Origin of the sequence: Mucilaginibacter sp. KACC 22063, assembly GCF_028736115.1 — a bacterium.
GTDB lineage: Bacteria > Bacteroidota > Bacteroidia > Sphingobacteriales > Sphingobacteriaceae > Mucilaginibacter.
The window spans coordinates 917,189-937,475 of record NZ_CP117877.1 but is presented as its reverse complement, the minus strand read 5'-3'; the positions used below and the strand labels follow the sequence as shown (position 1 = coordinate 937,475).

The window sequence follows — 20,287 nt, the reverse complement described above, 5'->3', positions numbered from 1 at the left end:
ATGTTCGTAAAACTAACACCCCAGGAAATTAAACGCTATAACCGTAACCTGTGGGGTTTTATAATTGGCTGCTTCAGTTTCTTTGTACTGCTGCTGCTGTGTATCAATTTTGGCTTATTCGGTGCCTTACCGTCTTTCCGCGACCTGGAAAATCCGAAAAGCAACCTTGCTTCTGAAATTTTTTCAGAAGACAAGCAGGTACTTGGAAAATATTACGTGCAGAACCGTTCAAATGTAACCTACAGCCAGATCTCACCAAACGTGATCCATGCGCTTGTTGCAACCGAGGATAACCGTTTTTTCCAGCATTCGGGTATTGATTTTGGACGTACTTTCACTATTGTTTTTTATAACCTGATCGGGCATAAACAAGGTGGCAGTACGATCACACAGCAATTAGCGCTTAACCTGTTCTCTGGTCGCGAACGCTCGCACAACCCGGTTAAACGTATCATTCAAAAATTACAAGAGTGGATCATCGCTGTACGTATAGAACGTAACTATACTAAAGAAGAGATCCTTACCATGTATTTAAATACAGTGGATTTTGGTGCTTATAATACTTTTGGAATCAGCTCTGCTGCAAATACTTATTTTCATAAATCACCATCAGACCTTACACCTGATCAGGCAGCATTGCTGGTACGTATGGTGAATGCACCAAGTTTATACAATCCTGTACGACACCCGGACAATGCCACAACAGGCCGCAACTTTGTACTTTACCGCATGAAGGAAGAAGGTTTCATTACTGATGGCCAGTACGAGGAATATAAAGCCAAGCCACTTGGTATCAACTTCCACCCTACCGATCATACCGAGGGACTTGCCACTTATTTCCGCCAGGTGCTAAAGAAAGATATTCAGAAGATATTTGAAGAGAAGTCAATCAGCAAACCTGATGGTACCCCTTGGGACTTAGACCGTGACGGACTTCGGATTTACACTACCATTAATTACGATATGCAGCAATACGCCGAGCAAGCTCAGCGTGAGTACATGAAACAGCTGCAAGCTCAATTTAACGATCACTGGAAAGGATATAATCTTCGCAAAACCATTCAGAATTATAATTTGCTGATTGATCAGGGCATGAAACGTTCTGACCGTTACCGTGCATTAAAACTGCAAGGCAAATCAGATGATGAAATTCGTGAGGATTTTAACACCCCGGCATCGCTTGAGCTATTTACATGGCATGGCGTAATTGACACTACCATGAGGCCTATTGATTCCATCGTTTACAGCAAGTTTACCTTGCGTAACGCGGTAATGAGCATGGACCCTACAACAGGAAATATAAAAGCATGGGTAGGTGGTATAGATTTTAAACACTTTAAATATGACCAGGTGCGCATGGGTACACGCCAGGTGGGTTCAACAGCCAAACCGTTTACTTATGCAGTCGCCATAGCAAATGGCTATTCGCCATGTATGCAGGTTAATAATGTGCCTGATACTATTACCGTTCCGGGTAGCCCGCCATGGTGCCCGCGTTCGTCCCCAAGCGAAACCATTCCGGGGATGCTAACACTGCGTTCGGCACTGGCACATTCACAGAACTGGATTACGGCACACATTATGAAAGAAGTTACACCGGGCCCCGTTGTTACCTTGATTAAAAAGATGGGTATTACTTCACCGGTACCAGAAGTACCTTCTATTTGTTTAGGTACGTTTAATGCCTCGGTATTTGACATGACCGGCGCTTACAGCGTATTTGCAAACCGTGGCTTGTGGACAGAACCGACATATTTGCTACGTATAGAAGATAAGAATGGCAACGTACTTTACGAAAACAAACCGCGTGTTGTACAGGCTATGGAAGAACAAGCTGCTTATGTAATGACCTACATGTTAAAAGGTGTAGTACAGGAAGGTACAGGTGCGCGTATGGGTTACAAGTACGGCTTACATAACCCGATAGGTGGTAAAACAGGTACAACAAATGATAACTCGGACGGTTGGTTTATTGGTATTACACCACAACTGGTAACCGGTGTATGGACTGGCTGCGAAGATCGTGACATACATTTCCGCAGTACACGTTTGGGTGAAGGTGCCAATACGGCGTTACCCATCTTTGCGATATACATGAAAAAGATTTATGCTAACACTGGTCTGGGTTACAAAAAGAACATTGATTTTGCGCCGCCTGCAAACGGTGTAACTACAGTGCTTGATTGTAACCAGTATAACCAGCAACAGCAGGGAACAGATGAGGTGGATAAAAAATTAGGATTTTAGGATGCCCTTATTAATAAAGGCTGTGAATTGAAATTTTCATGAACACAACTATCTTATCCGAGTTTTATTTAAAGCCCTCTCTTCTGGAGAGGGTTGGAAGAGGCAATGTTTGATTACAGGGAAGCGTTAAAACAAATACCACACAAGCCCGGTGTTTACCAATATTGGGATGAAAACAACGAGCTGATCTATATTGGCAAAGCGAAAGATCTGCGCAACCGCGTATCGTCTTACTTTGTTAAGGATCTTAATGTAAATGCTAAAACAAGGGTTTTAGTATCTAAAATACGAAAGATCACTTTTACCATTGTTGATACCGAGGTCGATGCCTGGCTGCTGGAAAACAGCATGATCAAAAAGCATCAGCCACGTTACAACGTGATGCTGAAAGATGATAAGACCTATCCCTGGATTATCATCAAAAACGAGCCTTTTCCACGCATATTCTGGACACGCCGTATTGTAAAAGACGGTTCTAAATACCTTGGCCCTTATGCATCTGTAAGTATGATGCACACCATTTTGGGTCTGATAAGGGAAACTTATCCCCTGCGCACTTGTAATCTTGCGTTAACTAAACAAAATATCGACGCAGGTAAGTTCAAAGTTTGCCTCGAATATCAGTTAGGCAATTGCAAAGGCCCTTGCCAGAACTACCAGTCGTTGGAAGATTATGAACATAATCTGGACGAGATTAAGGATATACTCAACGGCAAAACCGGCGCGGTAATCAAAAGCCTTAAAGCAGAGATGGATCAAGCGGCCATGAACCTTGATTTTGAACTGGCGCATAAGTTGAAACGAAAGTTCGACCTTTTAGAGAACTACCAGAGCAAATCAACAGTGGTTAATTCTTCCATCACCGAAGTGGATGTGTTCAGTATAGCTTCAGAGGAAAAATATGCCTTTGTAAATTACCTGAAGGTAATGAATGGCACCATTATCCAAACGCAAACCATTGAGTTAAAGAAACGCCTTGATGAAAGCGACGAAGAACTGCTTACCCTCGCCATCACCGAATTCAGGAGCCGCTACAACAGCACATCCAAAGAGATCATTGTTCCGTTTGATATTGACCTGGAAGATTCATCAATCAGGTTTACCGTCCCCAAATTAGGAGAGAAAAAGAAACTGCTTGATCTATCTGCCAAGAACGTTTCCTTCTTCAAAAGAGAAAAGATAGAACAGTACGAAAAGCTGAACCCGGATGTGAAGACAGAACGCTTGCTTACGCAGATGATGAAAGACCTGCGCATGAACCAGCTTCCTAAACACATCGAGTGTTTTGATAACTCTAACTTCCAAGGTAAGTACCCGGTTTCGGCTATAGTGGTGTTCAGGGATGCCAAGCCATCAAAAAAGGATTACCGCTTTTTCAATGTTAAAACCGTAGAAGGCCCTAATGATTTTGCCACCATGGAAGAAGCGGTACACCGCCGCTACCGCCGTATGTTAGAAGAAGGACAGGATTTGCCGCAGTTAATTATTATTGACGGTGGCAAAGGGCAACTGTCTTCAGCATTAAAAAGCTTACGCCTGTTAGGTATTGATAAGCAGGTAACCGTTATTGGCATTGCCAAACGCTTGGAAGAGCTTTACTATCCGGGCGACCAGTATCCGCTCTATTTAGATAAGAAATCAGAAACGCTGAAAATCATCCAGCAATTACGTGATGAGGCACACCGCTTTGGTATTACAGCTCACCGTAAAAAACGCGATAAAGGCACATTAGTAACCGAGCTTGAACTGATAGCGGGTATCGGCAAAACAACCTCAGAGAAGCTCTTAAAATATTTCAAGTCTGTTAAAAAGATCCGCGAAGCATCGCTCAGCGAATTGCAGGAAGTAGTAAATCTTAAGCAGGCCAATGCGGTTCACCAATATTTTGCGCAAAAAAATACCCCGGCAAGCTAAGCTTCCGGGGTATTTAATATTGTTACTTATCTCTTAGTACTGCCATAAGTTAAGCTCCCAATCCATCAGGGACTTCTTCACTCTTTCAGACTCGTAAAGTTTATCAATACCTTGAGCGTAGTCTTTAATACGTTCGTCTTTCTCGTTAGACACCTTAACGATGTAGCTTGAGAAAAGACGTTTCATAAACACGTCGTCGTAGCTTAAGCCGGTTGCATCGTTGTTACGGTTTACAACTTCCTTAGTAGCTAACACCTGGCGTGCTTCAGGGAAATACACCCAGAAGATTGGAATATAATCTGCATCAGCGCCACCAACTTTTGGTTTCATCATTGGTGCAATACCGATGATGCGTGGTTCAAATACTGAACGCTGTTTGTCGAAAATCCAGTCTTCTTTAATACGGAACTTCACAACGCTATCCGGATTAAACTCGCCGGCCTGCAATGCAGAACCAACTTTCTCGCCTGTGTTTTTATCAATTTTATCAATTACAACGCTATCAGCCAAACGGGCTTTAGCCTGGCCTGGAGTAAGCGGATGACCGAAAGCATCTCCGTTTATGTCATCTTTTGTTGGGGTCGGGTCGTAAGCTGTTAATTCGCCGTTGGCAATAGCATCAACTAAAATAGTAATCAGCGCTGCCTTAGGAGAAGACATATACCTGTTCATTTTTTCGCGGGTATCCACTTCGCGCCAAACACGTTTCTCAAACATCACATCAGATTCGCGAAGGTTGGCCATAGGGGCAACTCTTGCGTTGATGATATTCGTCTTTTTGAAATAACCGTCGAGTGGGCGTTCAAAAGGTTTCATTGCAGCCTTTTTTGAAGTATCTGCCATTGGCTGCGTACTCATGGTAGTACTTTGGGCGGCTACATTTTGCGGCTGCACGCTTGCAGGTGCAGTTTTCTTAGCGGGGGTACGCCTTTTTGTGGTGGTACGTTTTTTCTTTTGTGCAAAAGAACTACTTACAGCCAACAAGCAAAAAACAACAACTATAATCTTCTTCATATGCTTAATTTGCGCTTAGTACAATATCATCAAGTCCGCGCTGTGTGCCATCGGGGCCTACAGCTACAATATTTGTAAAAAATACTTTGGTACCCGGGCCAATTGATGCCAATGCCGAACGCATAGCACTGCTCAGCTCTGATCCTGAGGTTGTCAACTGAATAGGGTCCTGACGCGGTTTAAATACCCACATACTAAAGTGGGTTACATTAAATTTAGCGTCGAAATCAAAATTCTCAAGTCTTGCAAAAACCTTGTCCTGTGCCTTTAGGTTACCTGCAGCAACAGAACCACTGCTTTTACCTGCAAACTGTGCTTTAGGATCGGGGATACGTTTAACACGGAACTCCGTAGTACCTAAAACCTGTGTTTTACCTGGTGCAAGCTCACCCGATACAGTTACTTTAGCTGTACCTGCAGAACTTACGTTAGCCGTATAGTGCCCTCCTGAACCGCTTAACGATCCTCCTGAAATAGATACTTTTAATTTCTCTTTAGCAATACCCGGTGCCGAAACTGATATAGGATTTGGTACACCAATGTAAAGCACATTCATTTTATCAGGCGATACCACAGCCGATGGCTTAGCTACCTGATAAGTTTGAGGCGAAGTATGATATGTTTTAGTGGTACCGTCAGCTTGTTTAACGGTAATCTGACCGATCCATGTATATACGCCTTCTTTTCCTGTACCAACAGAATATAAACCTTGTCCTTCTTTAACTGGTAATGACGAACCATTAACCGAAATGGACGGATTAGATTTAGAATCATACGCGGTTAAGAAAACCTGTGCAGTGTAAGGCTGACCAGCGATAACATAGCTGCTTGGCGCCACAGCAACAGCACTAAATTTATCCAAATTAACCTGTGCCTGGTCTACTTTACCTAAAATACGTTTTACAACTTCGCTTTCTGCATTGCGAGCATCAGCCTGTAATTTTGTTAAAGCAGTAATAGAAGCGCCCATCGGGATACCTTCGCCAAAAGTAGCTTCTTCCCAGCTTTTGCTGGCAATACCGCTTTTAGGCGGGTCCTGTACAGCAAGCGCTACGTTAGTGGTTGTTTTATCTTTAGCATCAAGCAAATTGATTAAAGCTTCGCGGGTAACATCAACTTTTTTACGAAGCTGAGTGGCTACTTTCTTGCCAACCAACTCACGTGCTGACACGTCCTGATCTGCCCGGCCTTTGTAGTCATGCGTTTGTTCGTCAATACCGCCTGTTTCAGTAATCAGATCGTTCTTGATTTTTTCAACGTAATTATTAAAGTCGTCAGCAATCTGGCTTGCCTGTTTTGCTTTAGCATAAGGCTCTTTTGCCCTTTCAGGCTCATCCTTTAACTTAGTTTTTTCGAAGGCTTCAAATGTGTTAGCAATGCCGTTCTGCACATTTGATTTTGATTGCGAAAGACTGTCTGTGATATTTTTAAAGGCATCCAGTAAACTATCCGGTATTTGTAAGGCCACTAAGCCTAACAATACCAGGTACAGGATACCCATCATTCGCTGCCTTGGGGTTTCTTTACCTCCAGCCATTATTTATATCTTAATTTAAATTGATCAGTAAACAATTCAGTTAATTAAGCACGCGGCTGGTTCATTGCTGATAGCATGTTACCATAGATCGCATTTAATGAAGCAAGGTTTTTAGATAAACGGCCCACTTCTTCTTTAAACTGTTTGCTGTCGTCTAATGACTCATTAAAGTTTTGCATGGTTGAAGACAAGCTTGAATAAAATTTATTCATGGCCTTCAGATGTGCGCTTGAATCTTGCAACTCAAGCTCATATACTGCATTTAATGCAGAAAGATTTTTAGCCAGGTTATTTACCTGCTCATGGTAAGCTTTTGAATCAACATTGGTGCTTGCCATTTCGTTGATGTTAGCAGTAGCTTTAGCAAAAGCAGCACTCAGGTTATCATAGCTTGCGCCTGCTGATTTTAATTTGCTTGCAAACTCGTTAGTAGCAGCGCCTGCATCAGCAACGGTAGAAATGTTAGCAACCTTATCACCAAAAGTTCTAAGGCCGTCGCCTAATTTACCGATCAGATCAGGGCTGATGTTGGCATCAGCAAGCATCTTATCTAATGCCGCGGTATGGCCGGTTGAAACCTGCTGCGGCTGTGAACGTACAACTGGTCCGCCAGTATAAGCGGGATCTAATTCAGGATAAGCCTTTGTCCAGTCCACTTCTTCGTTTTCGCGTTGAAAACCCAAAATAAAAAACAAAATAGCTTCGGTAGTTAAACCTGCAGTGATCCAATATTCGCCTCCTGGTTTATGAAGGATCTTCATCATCAAACCAATGATTACAATAGTTGCACCCCATGAAACTACGTTGCTGATGCCGTAAGGTTTCTTTTTAGTAAGAGCCATAAATTACTTTGTAGATTTTTAAGAGTTAGTATAGATAGAATCTTTAGTTAGCGTTTATCACGTATATCGCGTCCCATAAAATTGGTCACGCACCTAAACCCGATATAAGATTTAGCACTATCCTGGTATTCATAAGTGCGGGTTGAATTTTGAAGGAAGTAACCTACATCTTTCCATGAACCGCCTCTTACCACTTTACGTTTCATCACTTCGGGATCAGTTGCTTTTGCCTCGTATACATAACTTGGCTGCATATCATGTACAAATGATGATGCTGACTCGTCATAGGCAGATGAGGTCCACTCAGCTACGTTACCAGCCATATTGTAAAGGCCGTAATCATTCGGAAAGTAAGAACGTACGTTTACCGTATAAGCTCCACCGTCATCGGTGTAATTACCACGGCCCGGCTTAAAATTAGCCAGCAAACAGCCTTTTGCATTTTTAATGTAAGGGCCGCCCCAAGGGTAATCGGTACCAATTCTGCCACCGCGTGCCGCATATTCAAATTGCGCTTCATCAGGCAGGTTATATGGTGCACGGTGAGGCAATCTGTGTGCATCTTTATATGATTCGTTGTAACGGGTGCGCCACACAGTAAATGCGCGTGCCTGGCGCCAGTTTACACCCACTACCGGGTAATTTCTGAAAGCTGGGTGTGAGAAATAGCTTTGCACCATTGGCTCGTTTGCAGCATAAGCAAAATCTTCAAGCCAAACTAAAGTGTCAGGATAAACAGGTACGGTATCGCGGAAAATGAAATCCGAACGTTTTTTGGTTTTATCGTTATGATGATCTGCCGCATCACGCAACACCATTAAGGCATAGTTATACTTTAATAAACGTACGTCAACCTCGTTACGGTCAAAAATACGATCGTCGCCCTGATAATAAATCCCCTGAAGCTTTTGTGAATTATCATTTTTGCCTTTGCCAGAAGCAAAAACAGGATGGGTCCTTACATAATCCCAGTTAATGATCTTACGGCCATTGTTATTTGCATTGTCATTACCCTTTGGTTTAAGGTAATACTTATCATCATTGATATAATTGGTAATAGCAATTGAATCGCGTACCCAGTTTACAAACTGCTTATACTGGCTGTTGGTAAGCTCTGTCTGGTCCATGAAAAATGGGGCAATAGTTACCTGTTTGTTCTGTGCGATCTGTGCAAAAGTAACATCCTGATCGGTCTGGCCCATTAAAAAAGACCCTCCCGGTATATAAACCATACCGTATGGAACTTCGGCACGGAAAGATTTTTGCGCTACCCCTCTTACTTCACCACGGTCCCCACTACGGCTACAACTACTTAAAACTCCAACTGCAAGTAAACTAAACAAATAGTATATCTTTTTCATTCGTTTTTATGAGGTACTTAATATCAATTTTTTACTTAAAAAAGTAATGATTTTCGGTATCTAAAGTACAAAAACTTTTCAATAAGAAACAACAGCTCAACCTTTAAGCAACAAATTTTTCAATTTTTGAAATAGTAAACTGAAAATTGTGTAAAAATAAGCGCAGTTACTTACAAACAACACCTTTTACGGCAAAATGTAAGAAAGGGTTATGCGAAAATTATATTTATTTATTTACCTGCTTAACGTACTGTTCAATAGCCATGGTCATTGAAGGCGCACTTGGAGTAGGCGCCGGAATATCCAGTATCAAACCTGCATCAAGTATAGCCTTATGGGTAGTGGCACCAAAAGCTGCCAAACGGGTATTGTTCTGTTTAAAATCAGGAAAGTTTTTAAACAGGGACTGTACGCTGCTTGGGCTAAAGAAAGCAATTACATCATAAAACACCTCGGCCAGGTCAGACAGATCACTGCATACCGTGCGGAATAAAACAGCAGGGGTGAAATTGTAGCCATTATCAAGCAGGAACTTCTGCGTTTCTTCGGCCGCAACATCAGAGCAAGGGTATAGGAAACGTTCGCCCGAATGCTTTTTAAGCACTTCGGCAAGGTCTGCCGCAGTTTGTTTACCAAAAAAGATCTTGCGCTTACGGTATTGAATATATTTTTGGAGATACAACGCAATAGTTTCTGACAAACAGAAATATTTCATGTCAACCGGTACTTCAAAACGCATTTCTTCACAAATGCGGAAAAAGTGATCGGCCGAGTTGCGGCTGGTAAAAATCACAGCAGTAAAATCAGCCAGGTTAATCTTTTCTTTACGAAAATCTTTTGCAGGCACACCCTCTACGTGGATAAAAGAGCGGAAGTCGATTTTCAGACTATGCTTTTTTGCAAGCTCAGCGTACGGGTTCTTGTCGTTCTCCGGTTTTGGCAAAGTAACTAAGATACTTTTTACCTTTTTCTTTCTGTCTTCCAATGTGTTTAGCTAACTCCTATGTCCTAATATTCAGTGCCTTTAACAATATTAAAATTGGGCAAATTTCGAGGGCACAAAGATAGATAAATAAATAAAATTTAGGAAATTGAAAGTTAGAAATAATGCTAATGCTGCTGCGCAGGTACTGCCATATAAAAATAATGGCTGCAATTAGCAGGGCAACGGTTAACATATACGGGATGTATTTGGCGGCAAGCAAACTGAAACAAACCGATACCGGTAAAAAGACAAAAGCTATATTAAAATAAGTAAGATAAAGCGTGGTAATATACTCGCCTACCACTTTGCCTATATTAAATACAAAACCTATAAACCTTAATATTAATAGTTTAACAGCAAATAATATAATGATCAATAAGGTTAAGAACAGAAACAACCTGATACCGCTTATTGCGTAAAATATCTCGTAAAAAGCGGATACCTGGTACAAAAACAGCCCAAAGGTAAGCCCGAATAACAAAAACATTCCTACAAACGACCATGAACTTAGCAGCGCATCCTCCTTACTTAATTGCGACAGGATCCGCTTGTCATAAAATGCCTGCATTACATTAAAAATATCTTTACTTACTGCACGATTAAGCAAAGCCGAATAGGTTATCAGTGCAATAATGATGATGATAATCTGCGGGTCGCGTTTACGGCGGTAATGCCCTTCGCGTAATATACTGCGCTGCGAAGAAGGCATTTGCATAAAGTTACCATGATAAACCTGCGTTTTCAGCATCAGGTCTACAAACTTGTTGGGCCGGTTAGGGTTGGGCGCTTTAATATACTGCTTTGCAATAGAGTCGGCAATGTATACTGAACGCATTTTTTGAGCATTGGCCACCGAATCAAGCAGCAACTGCGCTGCAGTAGGCGGCGGGCGGCGATGCACTACTACTGTATCTGGCTTATAATCGGTGCTATCCAGCTCTTGCGAAAAGCCAGGCAGATATAAACCAATTAATAATAACAATAAAAGTATCGCGCGCATAAAAGCAATTAGCCCACAAATTTAATCGAATAATCTGTTTATTAACGTAGTGATGATGAAACTGCTTATAAACGGTGTAAATATTTACGACCTGTTTGCCCCAGTGGACAGCATATTGTTTATCCCTTAAATCGTCATGACATTAAAATTCCAACCTATAATATTCACCTTATTCTCTATCAGTAAACAACATTTATTCAATGCTAATTAACACGATTAGAATTAATTCCATTGCCTTAAAAAATGATGAACAGCATAAGCATCCTGAATTTTTTCCTGAAGTTCATCAGTAAGTGTACCTGCGGCTACTAATTGCGCTTCATCAGCTGTAAATGGATAAACAATATCCGACGGCAAAAGCTTAACTTCTTCTTTTCTTTCATATTTATCGTACATGTCTGTTAGAGCAAAGGCACCTGTGGTGGATAAAATGTAACTAAAAGTTTTATGCCCCCAGGCGTAATCAGCCAATAATGAATTGCAAACTACTTTGAAGAAATTGTTTCCTGGTGCACAAGCCATGAAAGCGGTGCCTATAATTTTCTCCTTATTATATTGTTCACAATGCTCAATTGGTTCTAAAGAAAATACGCATTCAGCATCGTTTATAAGCGGATAGATACTTTCAAAACATTCAAAATCTATATCAATAAAAAGGCCGCCTATTTTATATAATATAAAATATCTCACAGCGTCTACTCGCTGTATATCATATGGATAGGATTCAAACTGCAATAAAAATGCAGGAAAATATCTTTTAATAAACTCATGGTTCATTGCATCCGTCCATAAAATATATGTCCAATCCTGATGAAATACTTTCCAGGTTTCAGAAAGTGAACGCAAATAATCCGGCGGAGAATTATCTTTCCATGTTTGATGAATTATTTTAGGAATTTTATGTTTATCAAGGTTCAATAACCCCTCAATTGTATCAATTATATAAGGTGACGATAGCGTTTTACGTGGATGATGCAAGCCCTTATGAATATTACTGAACGGAACTGGCAATTTCCAGGTGATAGTTCTGCTACAAACCGGATTTGGAACCGGATCAAAGCCGAGCATAGCAGCAATAGTGCCAAACCTAAGTTCACCAATCATTCCTCTGTATATTGGTTTTATAATTTCTTCACAAATTGCTTTCATGGCTTTTTCAGAGACCAGAATGCCGCAAAACGGAACTACTCCTGTGGCAAACATCCTTGCCTTAACAGGTAAATTAATTATGCTATTGAACCAGGGCCAGTCATCTCTCTCAGGGTATACAACTGATGAGGCTACAACGTCACAATCCCAAACATGCTTATAATATTCCTTTAAATTCATATTGCACCAACAATCCCATTCCAATAATAAATACCTCTCAGATTGTAAGTTATCACAGTTTTCTTTGTACCATAAGTATATAGCCAAATCAGTACTTAACCAAGCTTCCCGTAGATTATCAAACGGGTTCATAATAGTAATTACGTTTACTCCGGGATTGTACTCGATTAAACTTTTCCGGTTTTCTTCGAAGCATGCAATTTTATCGGGATTGGTTTCTTCAAACCAGACAATAAGAATGGTAAGTTCGGCTTTCATGATAAGGAGGTTTTATGGTATTAATATTATTGTGAATATGATTGGACAAAAACTGAAGGATTGCTACTTATAGAATTTGGGTAGTGTATCCTGCCGGTTGTGCCAATAAGGATATATGGGTGTTACCTTGCTGGCAGAGTCAAGAAATTTAATTTGATTTACAGTTAAATTCCATCCTAACACACCTAAGTTTTCTATTAATTGCTGCTCATTTCTTGCTCCTATTACTATGCTGCTTACTGTTGGCCTTTGAAGCAACCAGTTTAGTGCCACTTGGGCAACAGTTTTATTTACCTCTTCAGCAACGGCATCTAAAGCATCAATAATTTGAAACAAACGTCTTGAATCTACCGGCGGCCCAAATTGCCCGCCTTGACACAATCTCGAATCTTGTGGTGGTGGTTCACCTTTTCTGAACTTTCCGCTCAAGAGTCCGCCTGATAGCGGGCTCCAAACCATTGTGCCAACATTTTGGTCAATGCCCAAAGGCATTAATTCCCACTCAAACTCCCGGCTCAAAAGTGAATAATATGCCTGCTGGCCTATATACCTGCTCCAACCGTAGGTTTTAGATACGGCCAATGATTTCATTAAGTGCCAACCGGGAAAATTGGAACAGGCAATATAACGCACTTTACCACTTGTGACCAAATCATCTAAAGCTCTAAGCGTTTCCTCAACAGGTGTACTGCCATCCATATTGTGCAGGTGATAGATATCAATATGATCAGTATTCAATCTTTTCAAACTGGCATTACAGGCTTCTATGATGTGAAAACGAGATGCGCCATTGTCATTAGGGCCATCGCCGGTTGCTTCAAATACTTTAGTAGATATTAATGACTTGTGGCGTAAATTTCCTAATGCTTTACCTAAGATCTCTTCTGAAATACCATTTGAATAACTATTCGCAGTATCAAAAAGGTTAACACCGGCATCCAGACAAATATTAATTAATCTCTTAGCATCTTGTAAATTGGTATCACCCCAAGCTTTAAAAAAATTGTTGCCTCCACCAAAGGTAGCAGTCCCGAAGCTTAGCACAGAAACATTTAATCCTGATGCGCCCAGTTGCCTGTATTCCATAAACTGGCTTATTGTTAGTTGTATTACAAGATAGATAAAATGCGCTCTGTTTGCAAAACAGCCTGAAAGTATTATTAACCAACATTACACAAGTTAAATATTAGTTATTAAAGCATTTCGTAATTTGATACATTATTCACTCTTGCCTTTTTACACTAATCGTATAATATTGTATCTTTAATTATGTCCATAAGTAACATAAGTGTTAATTATTAGCAAAACATGCTTAATTACGCTCAGGTTACAAGCCGCATTAACTATTAAATTATATTACCTTGAACAAGCCTAACCGTATTACAACCTACATTATTACACCTGATGATCAACCTGAAACTGGAAGTGTATCAGCTACATTTGCCGGTCACGAAGAGTTTTCTTTAAATATTATTTCACGCATACCTCATGATAATAAGATAATCAGCCTAAAGAACACCGTTAAGGAAATTGTCAGGCTGGCTGTAAAAAGTGATGAAGAATATATTTTGATTTGTAACAATGAGCATCAATTCTCTGATAAGTATTCAACGGAAATATTATTTGAAGCTATTAAAAATGCAAAAGAACTAAATGCTGATATTTTATGTGGCGGTATAAACTTGTTTTGGAGTGCTGTCAGAATTTCTGAAACCCTTTTTTGGGTAGAGGATTTCACCGGGCTTCGCTTTGTACTTCTTTTTAAATCATATTATAAAAGCATTTTGGAAAACGAAAGCAAAGTTTTGCCTTATACAAATGCTAAATTTTTTATTTATCCATTTTTATCCATTCAAAAAAAGGCAACTAATGAAAGTTCGCCGATAGATCCAGGCAGCAAATTATCAGATGACTGTTCAGCGCAGGTTAAAATATTAGATTCAGTTTCAATCTTTTACAAAAGGCTTGACCACAGAATGTTTCATTTGAATGAAAATACTTATAACGATGTATCTATTCCTACTTACATTATCAATCTTGCTGAAAGAACTGACAGACTTGCACACATAAAAGATCAGTTTCATGGTAGAAACGAGTTCGACATTCAAATAGTCGAGGCCTTCAAACATCGCATTGGGGCAGTTGGATTGTGGGAAAGCATGCGTCAAATAATTAAAAAAGCAATTGTTGCCGGCCATGAATATATACTTATCTGTGAAGATGACCATGAATTTACAGCCCATTATTCAAAATCACTTTTAGTAAGAAATATTATGGAAGCGCAGCATCAGAAAGCGGAAATGCTTGCTGGTGGCATATGTGAATTTCATATGGCTGTTCCAATTACTGATGAGCGCGTGTGGGTAGACACCTCTTTTTGCACTCAGTTTATAATCATATTTAAATCTGTATTCGAAAAGATCATAAACCAACCCTTTGATGATTCAGTTACCGCAGATTCGATGCTTTCTTATTTACTTAATAATAAAATGGTTTTTTATCCATTTATTTCAACCCAAAAGCACTTCGGATACTCTGATGTAACACAGCAAAATAATGAAGATAAGGAACTGCTTACACAGTCATTTGCCCGTGAAAATGCACGATTGAAAAGATTGTATGCAGCAAAAGCAGCCTATGAAAGATTATAAATTTAAAAGCGCTGAAATTCGTCTTAATTTCAGCGCTTTTAATTACAGACCCACTTAAATGTGCCTCCCAATAAATTTAATTATATTTTATATTAAATCCTGATGCTCAAGCAGTATCTCCAGATCATCTTTTAAAGGCACTAAGTATTTAATGATCTGATTCCAATCTTCCACTGTTCTATCCCATTCCTTTTTGTTATCAAGCTGAATTTTATGCAAATCTTTAGGTAATATTCCTTGCCCAAGCAATATATGATCAATGCCATATAAATCAAACAGGTTATCCTTTACCATCGTTTTAATAACATTTTTCACAGTAGTGTCCTGCTTAGTTAAGAAACCTATTTCCTTATATAAATTAATAAATGTTTCAAACCCCGACGAATCAACCCGATCTCTGCATGCTTTCCAGTAGGCAGTATCAAATTTTCTGTTAAACTTAAAATGTATTGATAAAAAGTATCTTAAATAATCCCAATGATCATTCATATTTTTATTTAAAACAGTTCTTAGTGTGGGGTTACCCTTAAGATTTATGAAGTTATTTAACAGCATAATGATTTCTTCAATAATCATATGCACACCTGTAGATTCTAATGGCTCTACAAAAGCATAAGAATTACCTATTCCGGCAACATTCCCTTTAATAAACTCTGTATGCCTGCCAGATCTAAAGCGGATAACTCTTGTGTCCTTGCTCATTGTGGGATTTTTAAGCAACATCTCTTCATAAGCCTCATCATCTGAGCAAAAATCTGAAGAAAAAACATATCCCCTGTGATCTTCATGTCGCAGTGGAATGTTCCAGCACCATCCATTATTCATTGATTCTGCCGTTGTATAGCATTTAATATTCCCGAAGTTGGGCACTTCTGAAACAATAGCACTATCATTATAAAGGCTGCTTTTATAGCTCACATATGCTGTCCCCATCTTTTTCTCCAGCAACTGAGATTTAAATCCTGAACAATCAATATAAAAATCAAACTTAAAATGCTGGCCGCCTTCACTTATCAAACATTCAATATCACCAGTTTCAGAATTTATTTTTGCGTCCGCAATATTTTCATCTAAAAATATCACGCCTGCGTCCATGGCTTCTTCCTTTAAATAAGCAATGAATTTTTTATTGTCGAGATGATAAGCATATTTCAATGATTTTGACAGCGAATGATATTTGCTTTTTTCCCCATCAGTAATCTTCGCAACAAAGCTGGCATCATTTGACATCATCATTGAATTTAGCGAACTATGATTTATGTCCTGGTTATGAACCATGGCCGATAAAATATCTTTGCCGTCAAAGGGATAATTGAAATAGTAATCTCCCGGCAGTCCCCAAAAAAACTTGATACCCAGTTTCCAGGTAGGCTCTACTTTGTCGTAAAATTTTGCTTTATCAAGACCTAAACTATCAAATAAGTAATCTTGCATAATTGGCGTTGTGGCTTCGCCAACACCAATAGGTGGAATCTTACTTGATTCGATTACAGTAACGGGTAAATTAAAAAATTTCTTAAAAGCAATTGCTGTAAGATAACCGGCAAGCCCCCCGCCTAATATTCCAATACTCTTATATAATCTATCATCCTCAAGTTGCAGATTCCAGTAAAATGGCTCATACTGATCCATCTTAAGTTTTGACTCCTTAAAGTTTTTTAATAGCGAAAGATATTCATGTTCCATATAAATATTATTTAATAAGTAAAACACCGGCTGTAATTAGGTACACTACACATTGAAAGAAATGTATTTGAAAGTCTTCGAGGTTTTGTAGCTCAACAATTTCCAAAGCTTTATCAACAGCCTTAGAATAGGTAGCTTCTGTTGAAAATGCATACAGAACAATTTCATTAAATTTTGTCAGTTCAAGTTCTATCAGGCTTTTAGTTGTAACATCTATTAAAATCAGCGTTTCTTTTGCGCATGCCGGAACACTCTCTTTTTTAAAAGATCTGTGATCAACCCAATTCCATTTTGTTGAAATAACTCTTGAAAATTTGTTCACCTCAAACCTAAAGCTGTTTATATCAGGCTGAGAGATATCATAGATTTTTTTTATAGATTCAGCCGCGATATTTTCAAGATATTCGAGGTATTCATCATCAGGGGAATTAATTGCAAGGTAGTATCTTGTTTTTTCCAAATTAAAAACATCCTCTATCCGCGCCCGGTCAATCCCTTCAAGCTCTTGTAAAATCCTGTCAAAATCGCTAATAAAAAACTCAATATTATTGTAAGTTTTTAGATATTGACCTGTAAGAGTTTCATACAAAAAGATGGTTCGGTCAAATATTTTTCTGCAACTCAGATTATTAACTTTATGCTTCAGTGTATTGAATTTATTATCTTCTTCAATTTGAACTTCTGCAAATGCAGGCTGCAAAACATTTGACTGCCTTTTATTTTTAGCACCCTCATGTGTAAAATATTCTTTAATCCTGTAATAATATTCAGGGTAATCGATCAAAAGCCTTTTAGCTGCCAAGCTGCATGAGAATACCGCTTTTTTGTTAGCGCCAAGCAGATGCACATATTGCCGGCCAAATGGCGATATGCCAAAATGATCTAAACTAAAATAAGTGAAGGGAGTTGGGTTGTCTGATGACCATAAAGCGTGAACATCCACATTTTGAAGCCGTTCTTCTTTGTTATTATTTTCAAATACTTCAAGTGGCCCAACTACATAATTTGTAGTAAACAACCCCATGTGATCAATTTCCTGTTCTTTCAGCAGTATCGATGCTAATACCTGTTCAGCAATAAATGTTGCATAAGAAGGATTTCGCATATTATTTATTAAAGCACTGTGATTGTCAAAAAAGTCAAATGCCAGCTCACCCAGTTTTTTAAAATAAGCAATATTATTACCGCCAAGCACCCCTGCGTTTAATGCTTCAATATTATTTAAAGATGCATTTTGAATCCATTTAGGTAGTTTGGACTTATCTTCAGATAGCGCAAGGACTTCAAGGAATATTTTTTTGTAAAATTCATTACTACCCGATTCTATCTCCTTGTTCTGGTAGACCAGGCCGTGATCTAACCGTTTTTTATTGAATGGACTAAAAATAAAAATGTCTCCATCAACATGAAGAAAAGGGTCTTCCTGAAGGCTATAAGACAATAACTTAGGTGCTGACCATAGCTTACTTGAATAATTAAAATCATCAAGTGTCAAATGCACCTTCGTATAGGGAAGTTTAAAAATATCTATCAAAAGATGCTTACCAAGTTGATCGGTATAAAGCTCAACATCATTATAAAACTTTCTTAATTGAAGACAGCTTAATGCCCAGGAGAAAAAATGAAATTGTTTATCAATCCAGCCTGCGTCGAGCCCCGGTTTAGTCCACAATGTTTGAATAATTTTCATATTTATAAGCGCAGTAAATACAAATCATTAAGGTTAATAAACGGATGCCCTTGCAGTATTGAGCTGACTTTCAAATAAAGAGTAATAGCTGCCTTTTAGATTTAACAAATCATCATGAGCACCTTTTTCAACTATTTTACCATCTTCTAAAAGAATAATTTCATCAAAATCTTTAATGGAGCTCAATCGATGGCTAATTGACAGGATAATTTTATCATTAAAATGTTCGCGAAGATTTCGCAAGATATTATCCTCTTTAAAAGAATCAATTGCCGATGTTGCTTCATCGAGTATCAACATTTTAGATTTTTTTAACAAAGCCCGGGCTAAAGCAACTTGCTGTAACTGGCCGCCTGACAGATTAATACCTCCTTCACCAATTAAGGTATCAAGTTGTAAAGGCATTTTCTTTATGAAATCTGCAAGCTGTACAAATTTAAGCACACTCCAAAGGTCATCTTCACTTGCATCAGGATTACCATATAAAAGATTATCTTTTACAGTTTCAATTAAAATAAGAGGTTCTTGATGAACAATTGTGACGCTTTCATTCCAACTAAAATTGCTTATATCATTGATTTTTAAACTATCATTAACTATGATACTCCCTTTTTCTACATCATAAAACTTTCCAAGCAACTTTATCAATGTACTTTTCCCAGAACCACTTAAGCCAACGAAACCATACCTCATCCCCCGTCTCAGTTCTATATTGAACCCTTCTATAACTTTGTTTTCATCATAACCAAAGCTTACATTATTAAAAGAAATGGTATCAATTTCACTGAGTGTTATATGGTGCTGATTTTGCGTATTTTCAGTTACCTCTAACAGATCCTGAATTCTGTTCATAGACACCTTAGCTTTTACATATTCTAAATAAAGTGAAACCATATCATTTGATGGAGAATACACTCTGTTCATATACTGAATAAAAGCAACTACTGAACCTATTGACAGCAGCCCTGAAATAACAAGATGACCACCATAAGCCAGCACTATAATTGGGCCTAAAGCAACAAAAAAGGTTGCTGCATTACCGCTGATTGAGGAGTAGAGAGATGTTTTAAGGTATAAAGAGAAAATATTGTTTAACTCGGTTGTAAGTAAACGCATTTCATTGTTCAGCGCATTAAAACCTTTGATAAGTTTTATGTTTTTGATTCTGTCAATGTAGAAGCTGTATATATCCCCCTCCTTCTTACAGGACTTTTCTATGAAGTATTTTACTTTTTTATTTGAATACCTGTTTATGAAAATAGAAAATGGAAAAATCAATATAGAAACAAAAAAAAGCCTGTAGTTAAGAATGCATAACATTACAGATATGCCTATAATTGAGAAAACATTATTTAAAAGCCGGATGAGGCTATTGGTTAGAAAGTACTGAACTTTATGTATCTCATTATTTACTTTCTGAACTATATCACCCGGTTTATTCTCATCAAAATAGGCATATGGCTTATTAATTAAATTTTTAAATAATGTGATTTTAATATCATTTACTATCCGATTACTAAGCCAGGTATTTAAATAATCTGAACAGCAGCTCATGCTAAGCCTGATAATATATACAAATACTAACCCTAAGAGAATAAGTATCAACGACCGATAATCCTTTTGCGGAATTACCTTATCAATAATAATTTTCAAGCAATAAGGCGAAGCCAAACTTGCCGCAGTTCCGCCTATTATTAATAAAAACAATCCAACTTCCTTATACCAGTATGGGTATAGATATGACAAGAATATTCTGATTGTTTTTCTTTCCAT

General features: G+C 38.6%; 14 protein-coding genes. 3 read left to right on the top strand and 11 right to left on the bottom strand.

Annotated elements, in window-relative coordinates; translation table 11 throughout:
* Together PQ461_RS04090 and uvrC are read left to right on the top strand one after the other, a co-directional pair.
* Nucleotides 1–2,247 carry a penicillin-binding protein 1A gene (locus PQ461_RS04090; RefSeq protein WP_274208370.1) on the top strand — a complete coding sequence of 749 codons (2,247 nt, stop codon included), beginning with the start codon at nt 1–3 and terminating at the stop codon, nt 2,245–2,247.
* Between the two features lie 105 nt (nt 2,248–2,352).
* On the top strand, nt 2,353–4,161 hold the full coding sequence (gene uvrC / locus PQ461_RS04085; RefSeq protein ID WP_274208369.1) for an excinuclease ABC subunit UvrC: 1,809 nt from the start codon (nt 2,353–2,355) through the stop codon (nt 4,159–4,161).
* Nucleotides 4,162–4,194: 33 nt separating this feature from the next.
* Here uvrC and porN read toward each other — a convergent pair whose 3' ends face one another.
* The 8 genes from porN to PQ461_RS04045 form a co-directional block, all read right to left on the bottom strand.
* Complete coding sequence (gene porN, locus PQ461_RS04080; protein ID WP_274208368.1) at nt 4,195–5,175, bottom strand: type IX secretion system ring subunit PorN/GldN; 981 nt, start codon at nt 5,173–5,175, stop codon at nt 4,195–4,197.
* 4 nt (nt 5,176–5,179) lie between these two features.
* Nucleotides 5,180–6,712 (bottom strand): type IX secretion system motor protein PorM/GldM, encoded by a 1,533-nt coding sequence (gene porM / locus PQ461_RS04075; RefSeq protein ID WP_274208367.1) that lies wholly within the window; start codon nt 6,710–6,712, stop codon nt 5,180–5,182.
* A gap of 44 nt (nt 6,713–6,756) precedes the next feature.
* Nucleotides 6,757–7,554 carry a type IX secretion system motor protein PorL/GldL gene (gene porL / locus PQ461_RS04070; protein WP_274208366.1) on the bottom strand — a complete coding sequence of 266 codons (798 nt, stop codon included), beginning with the start codon at nt 7,552–7,554 and terminating at the stop codon, nt 6,757–6,759.
* Nucleotides 7,555–7,601: 47 nt separating this feature from the next.
* Nucleotides 7,602–8,915, bottom strand: a complete 1,314-nt coding sequence (gene porK / locus PQ461_RS04065; protein WP_274208365.1) for a T9SS ring complex lipoprotein PorK/GldK — start codon at nt 8,913–8,915, stop codon at nt 7,602–7,604.
* 226 nt (nt 8,916–9,141) lie between these two features.
* Nucleotides 9,142–9,900 (bottom strand): uroporphyrinogen-III synthase, encoded by a 759-nt coding sequence (locus PQ461_RS04060; protein ID WP_274208364.1) that lies wholly within the window; start codon nt 9,898–9,900, stop codon nt 9,142–9,144.
* Nucleotides 9,901–9,916: 16 nt separating this feature from the next.
* Entirely contained in the window at nt 9,917–10,900 is a 984-nt protein-coding gene (locus PQ461_RS04055) for a DUF4271 domain-containing protein (RefSeq protein WP_274208363.1), read from the bottom strand.
* A 222-nt stretch (nt 10,901–11,122) separates the two neighbouring features.
* Complete coding sequence (locus PQ461_RS04050) at nt 11,123–12,487, bottom strand: glycosyltransferase family 32 protein (protein ID WP_274208362.1); 1,365 nt, start codon at nt 12,485–12,487, stop codon at nt 11,123–11,125.
* 63 nt (nt 12,488–12,550) lie between these two features.
* Entirely contained in the window at nt 12,551–13,573 is a 1,023-nt protein-coding gene (locus tag PQ461_RS04045; RefSeq protein ID WP_274208361.1) for an aldo/keto reductase, read from the bottom strand.
* 275 nt (nt 13,574–13,848) lie between these two features.
* Here PQ461_RS04045 and PQ461_RS04040 point away from each other — a divergent pair, with 275 nt between their 5' ends.
* Complete coding sequence (locus tag PQ461_RS04040) at nt 13,849–15,138, top strand: glycosyltransferase family 25 protein (RefSeq protein ID WP_274208360.1); 1,290 nt, start codon at nt 13,849–13,851, stop codon at nt 15,136–15,138.
* An 87-nt stretch (nt 15,139–15,225) separates the two neighbouring features.
* Here the strand turns inward: PQ461_RS04040 and PQ461_RS04035 are convergent, their stop codons facing one another.
* The 3 genes from PQ461_RS04035 to PQ461_RS04025 are packed head-to-tail and all read right to left on the bottom strand — an operon-like array spanning nt 15,226 to nt 20,287.
* Nucleotides 15,226–16,824 carry a tryptophan halogenase family protein gene (locus tag PQ461_RS04035; protein ID WP_274208359.1) on the bottom strand — a complete coding sequence of 533 codons (1,599 nt, stop codon included), beginning with the start codon at nt 16,822–16,824 and terminating at the stop codon, nt 15,226–15,228.
* 7 nt (nt 16,825–16,831) lie between these two features.
* On the bottom strand, nt 16,832–18,514 hold the full coding sequence (locus PQ461_RS04030) for a DUF6734 family protein (protein ID WP_274208358.1): 1,683 nt from the start codon (nt 18,512–18,514) through the stop codon (nt 16,832–16,834).
* A gap of 33 nt (nt 18,515–18,547) precedes the next feature.
* Nucleotides 18,548–20,287, bottom strand: coding sequence for an ABC transporter ATP-binding protein (locus PQ461_RS04025; protein WP_274208357.1), 1,740 nt, complete (start codon nt 20,285–20,287; stop codon nt 18,548–18,550).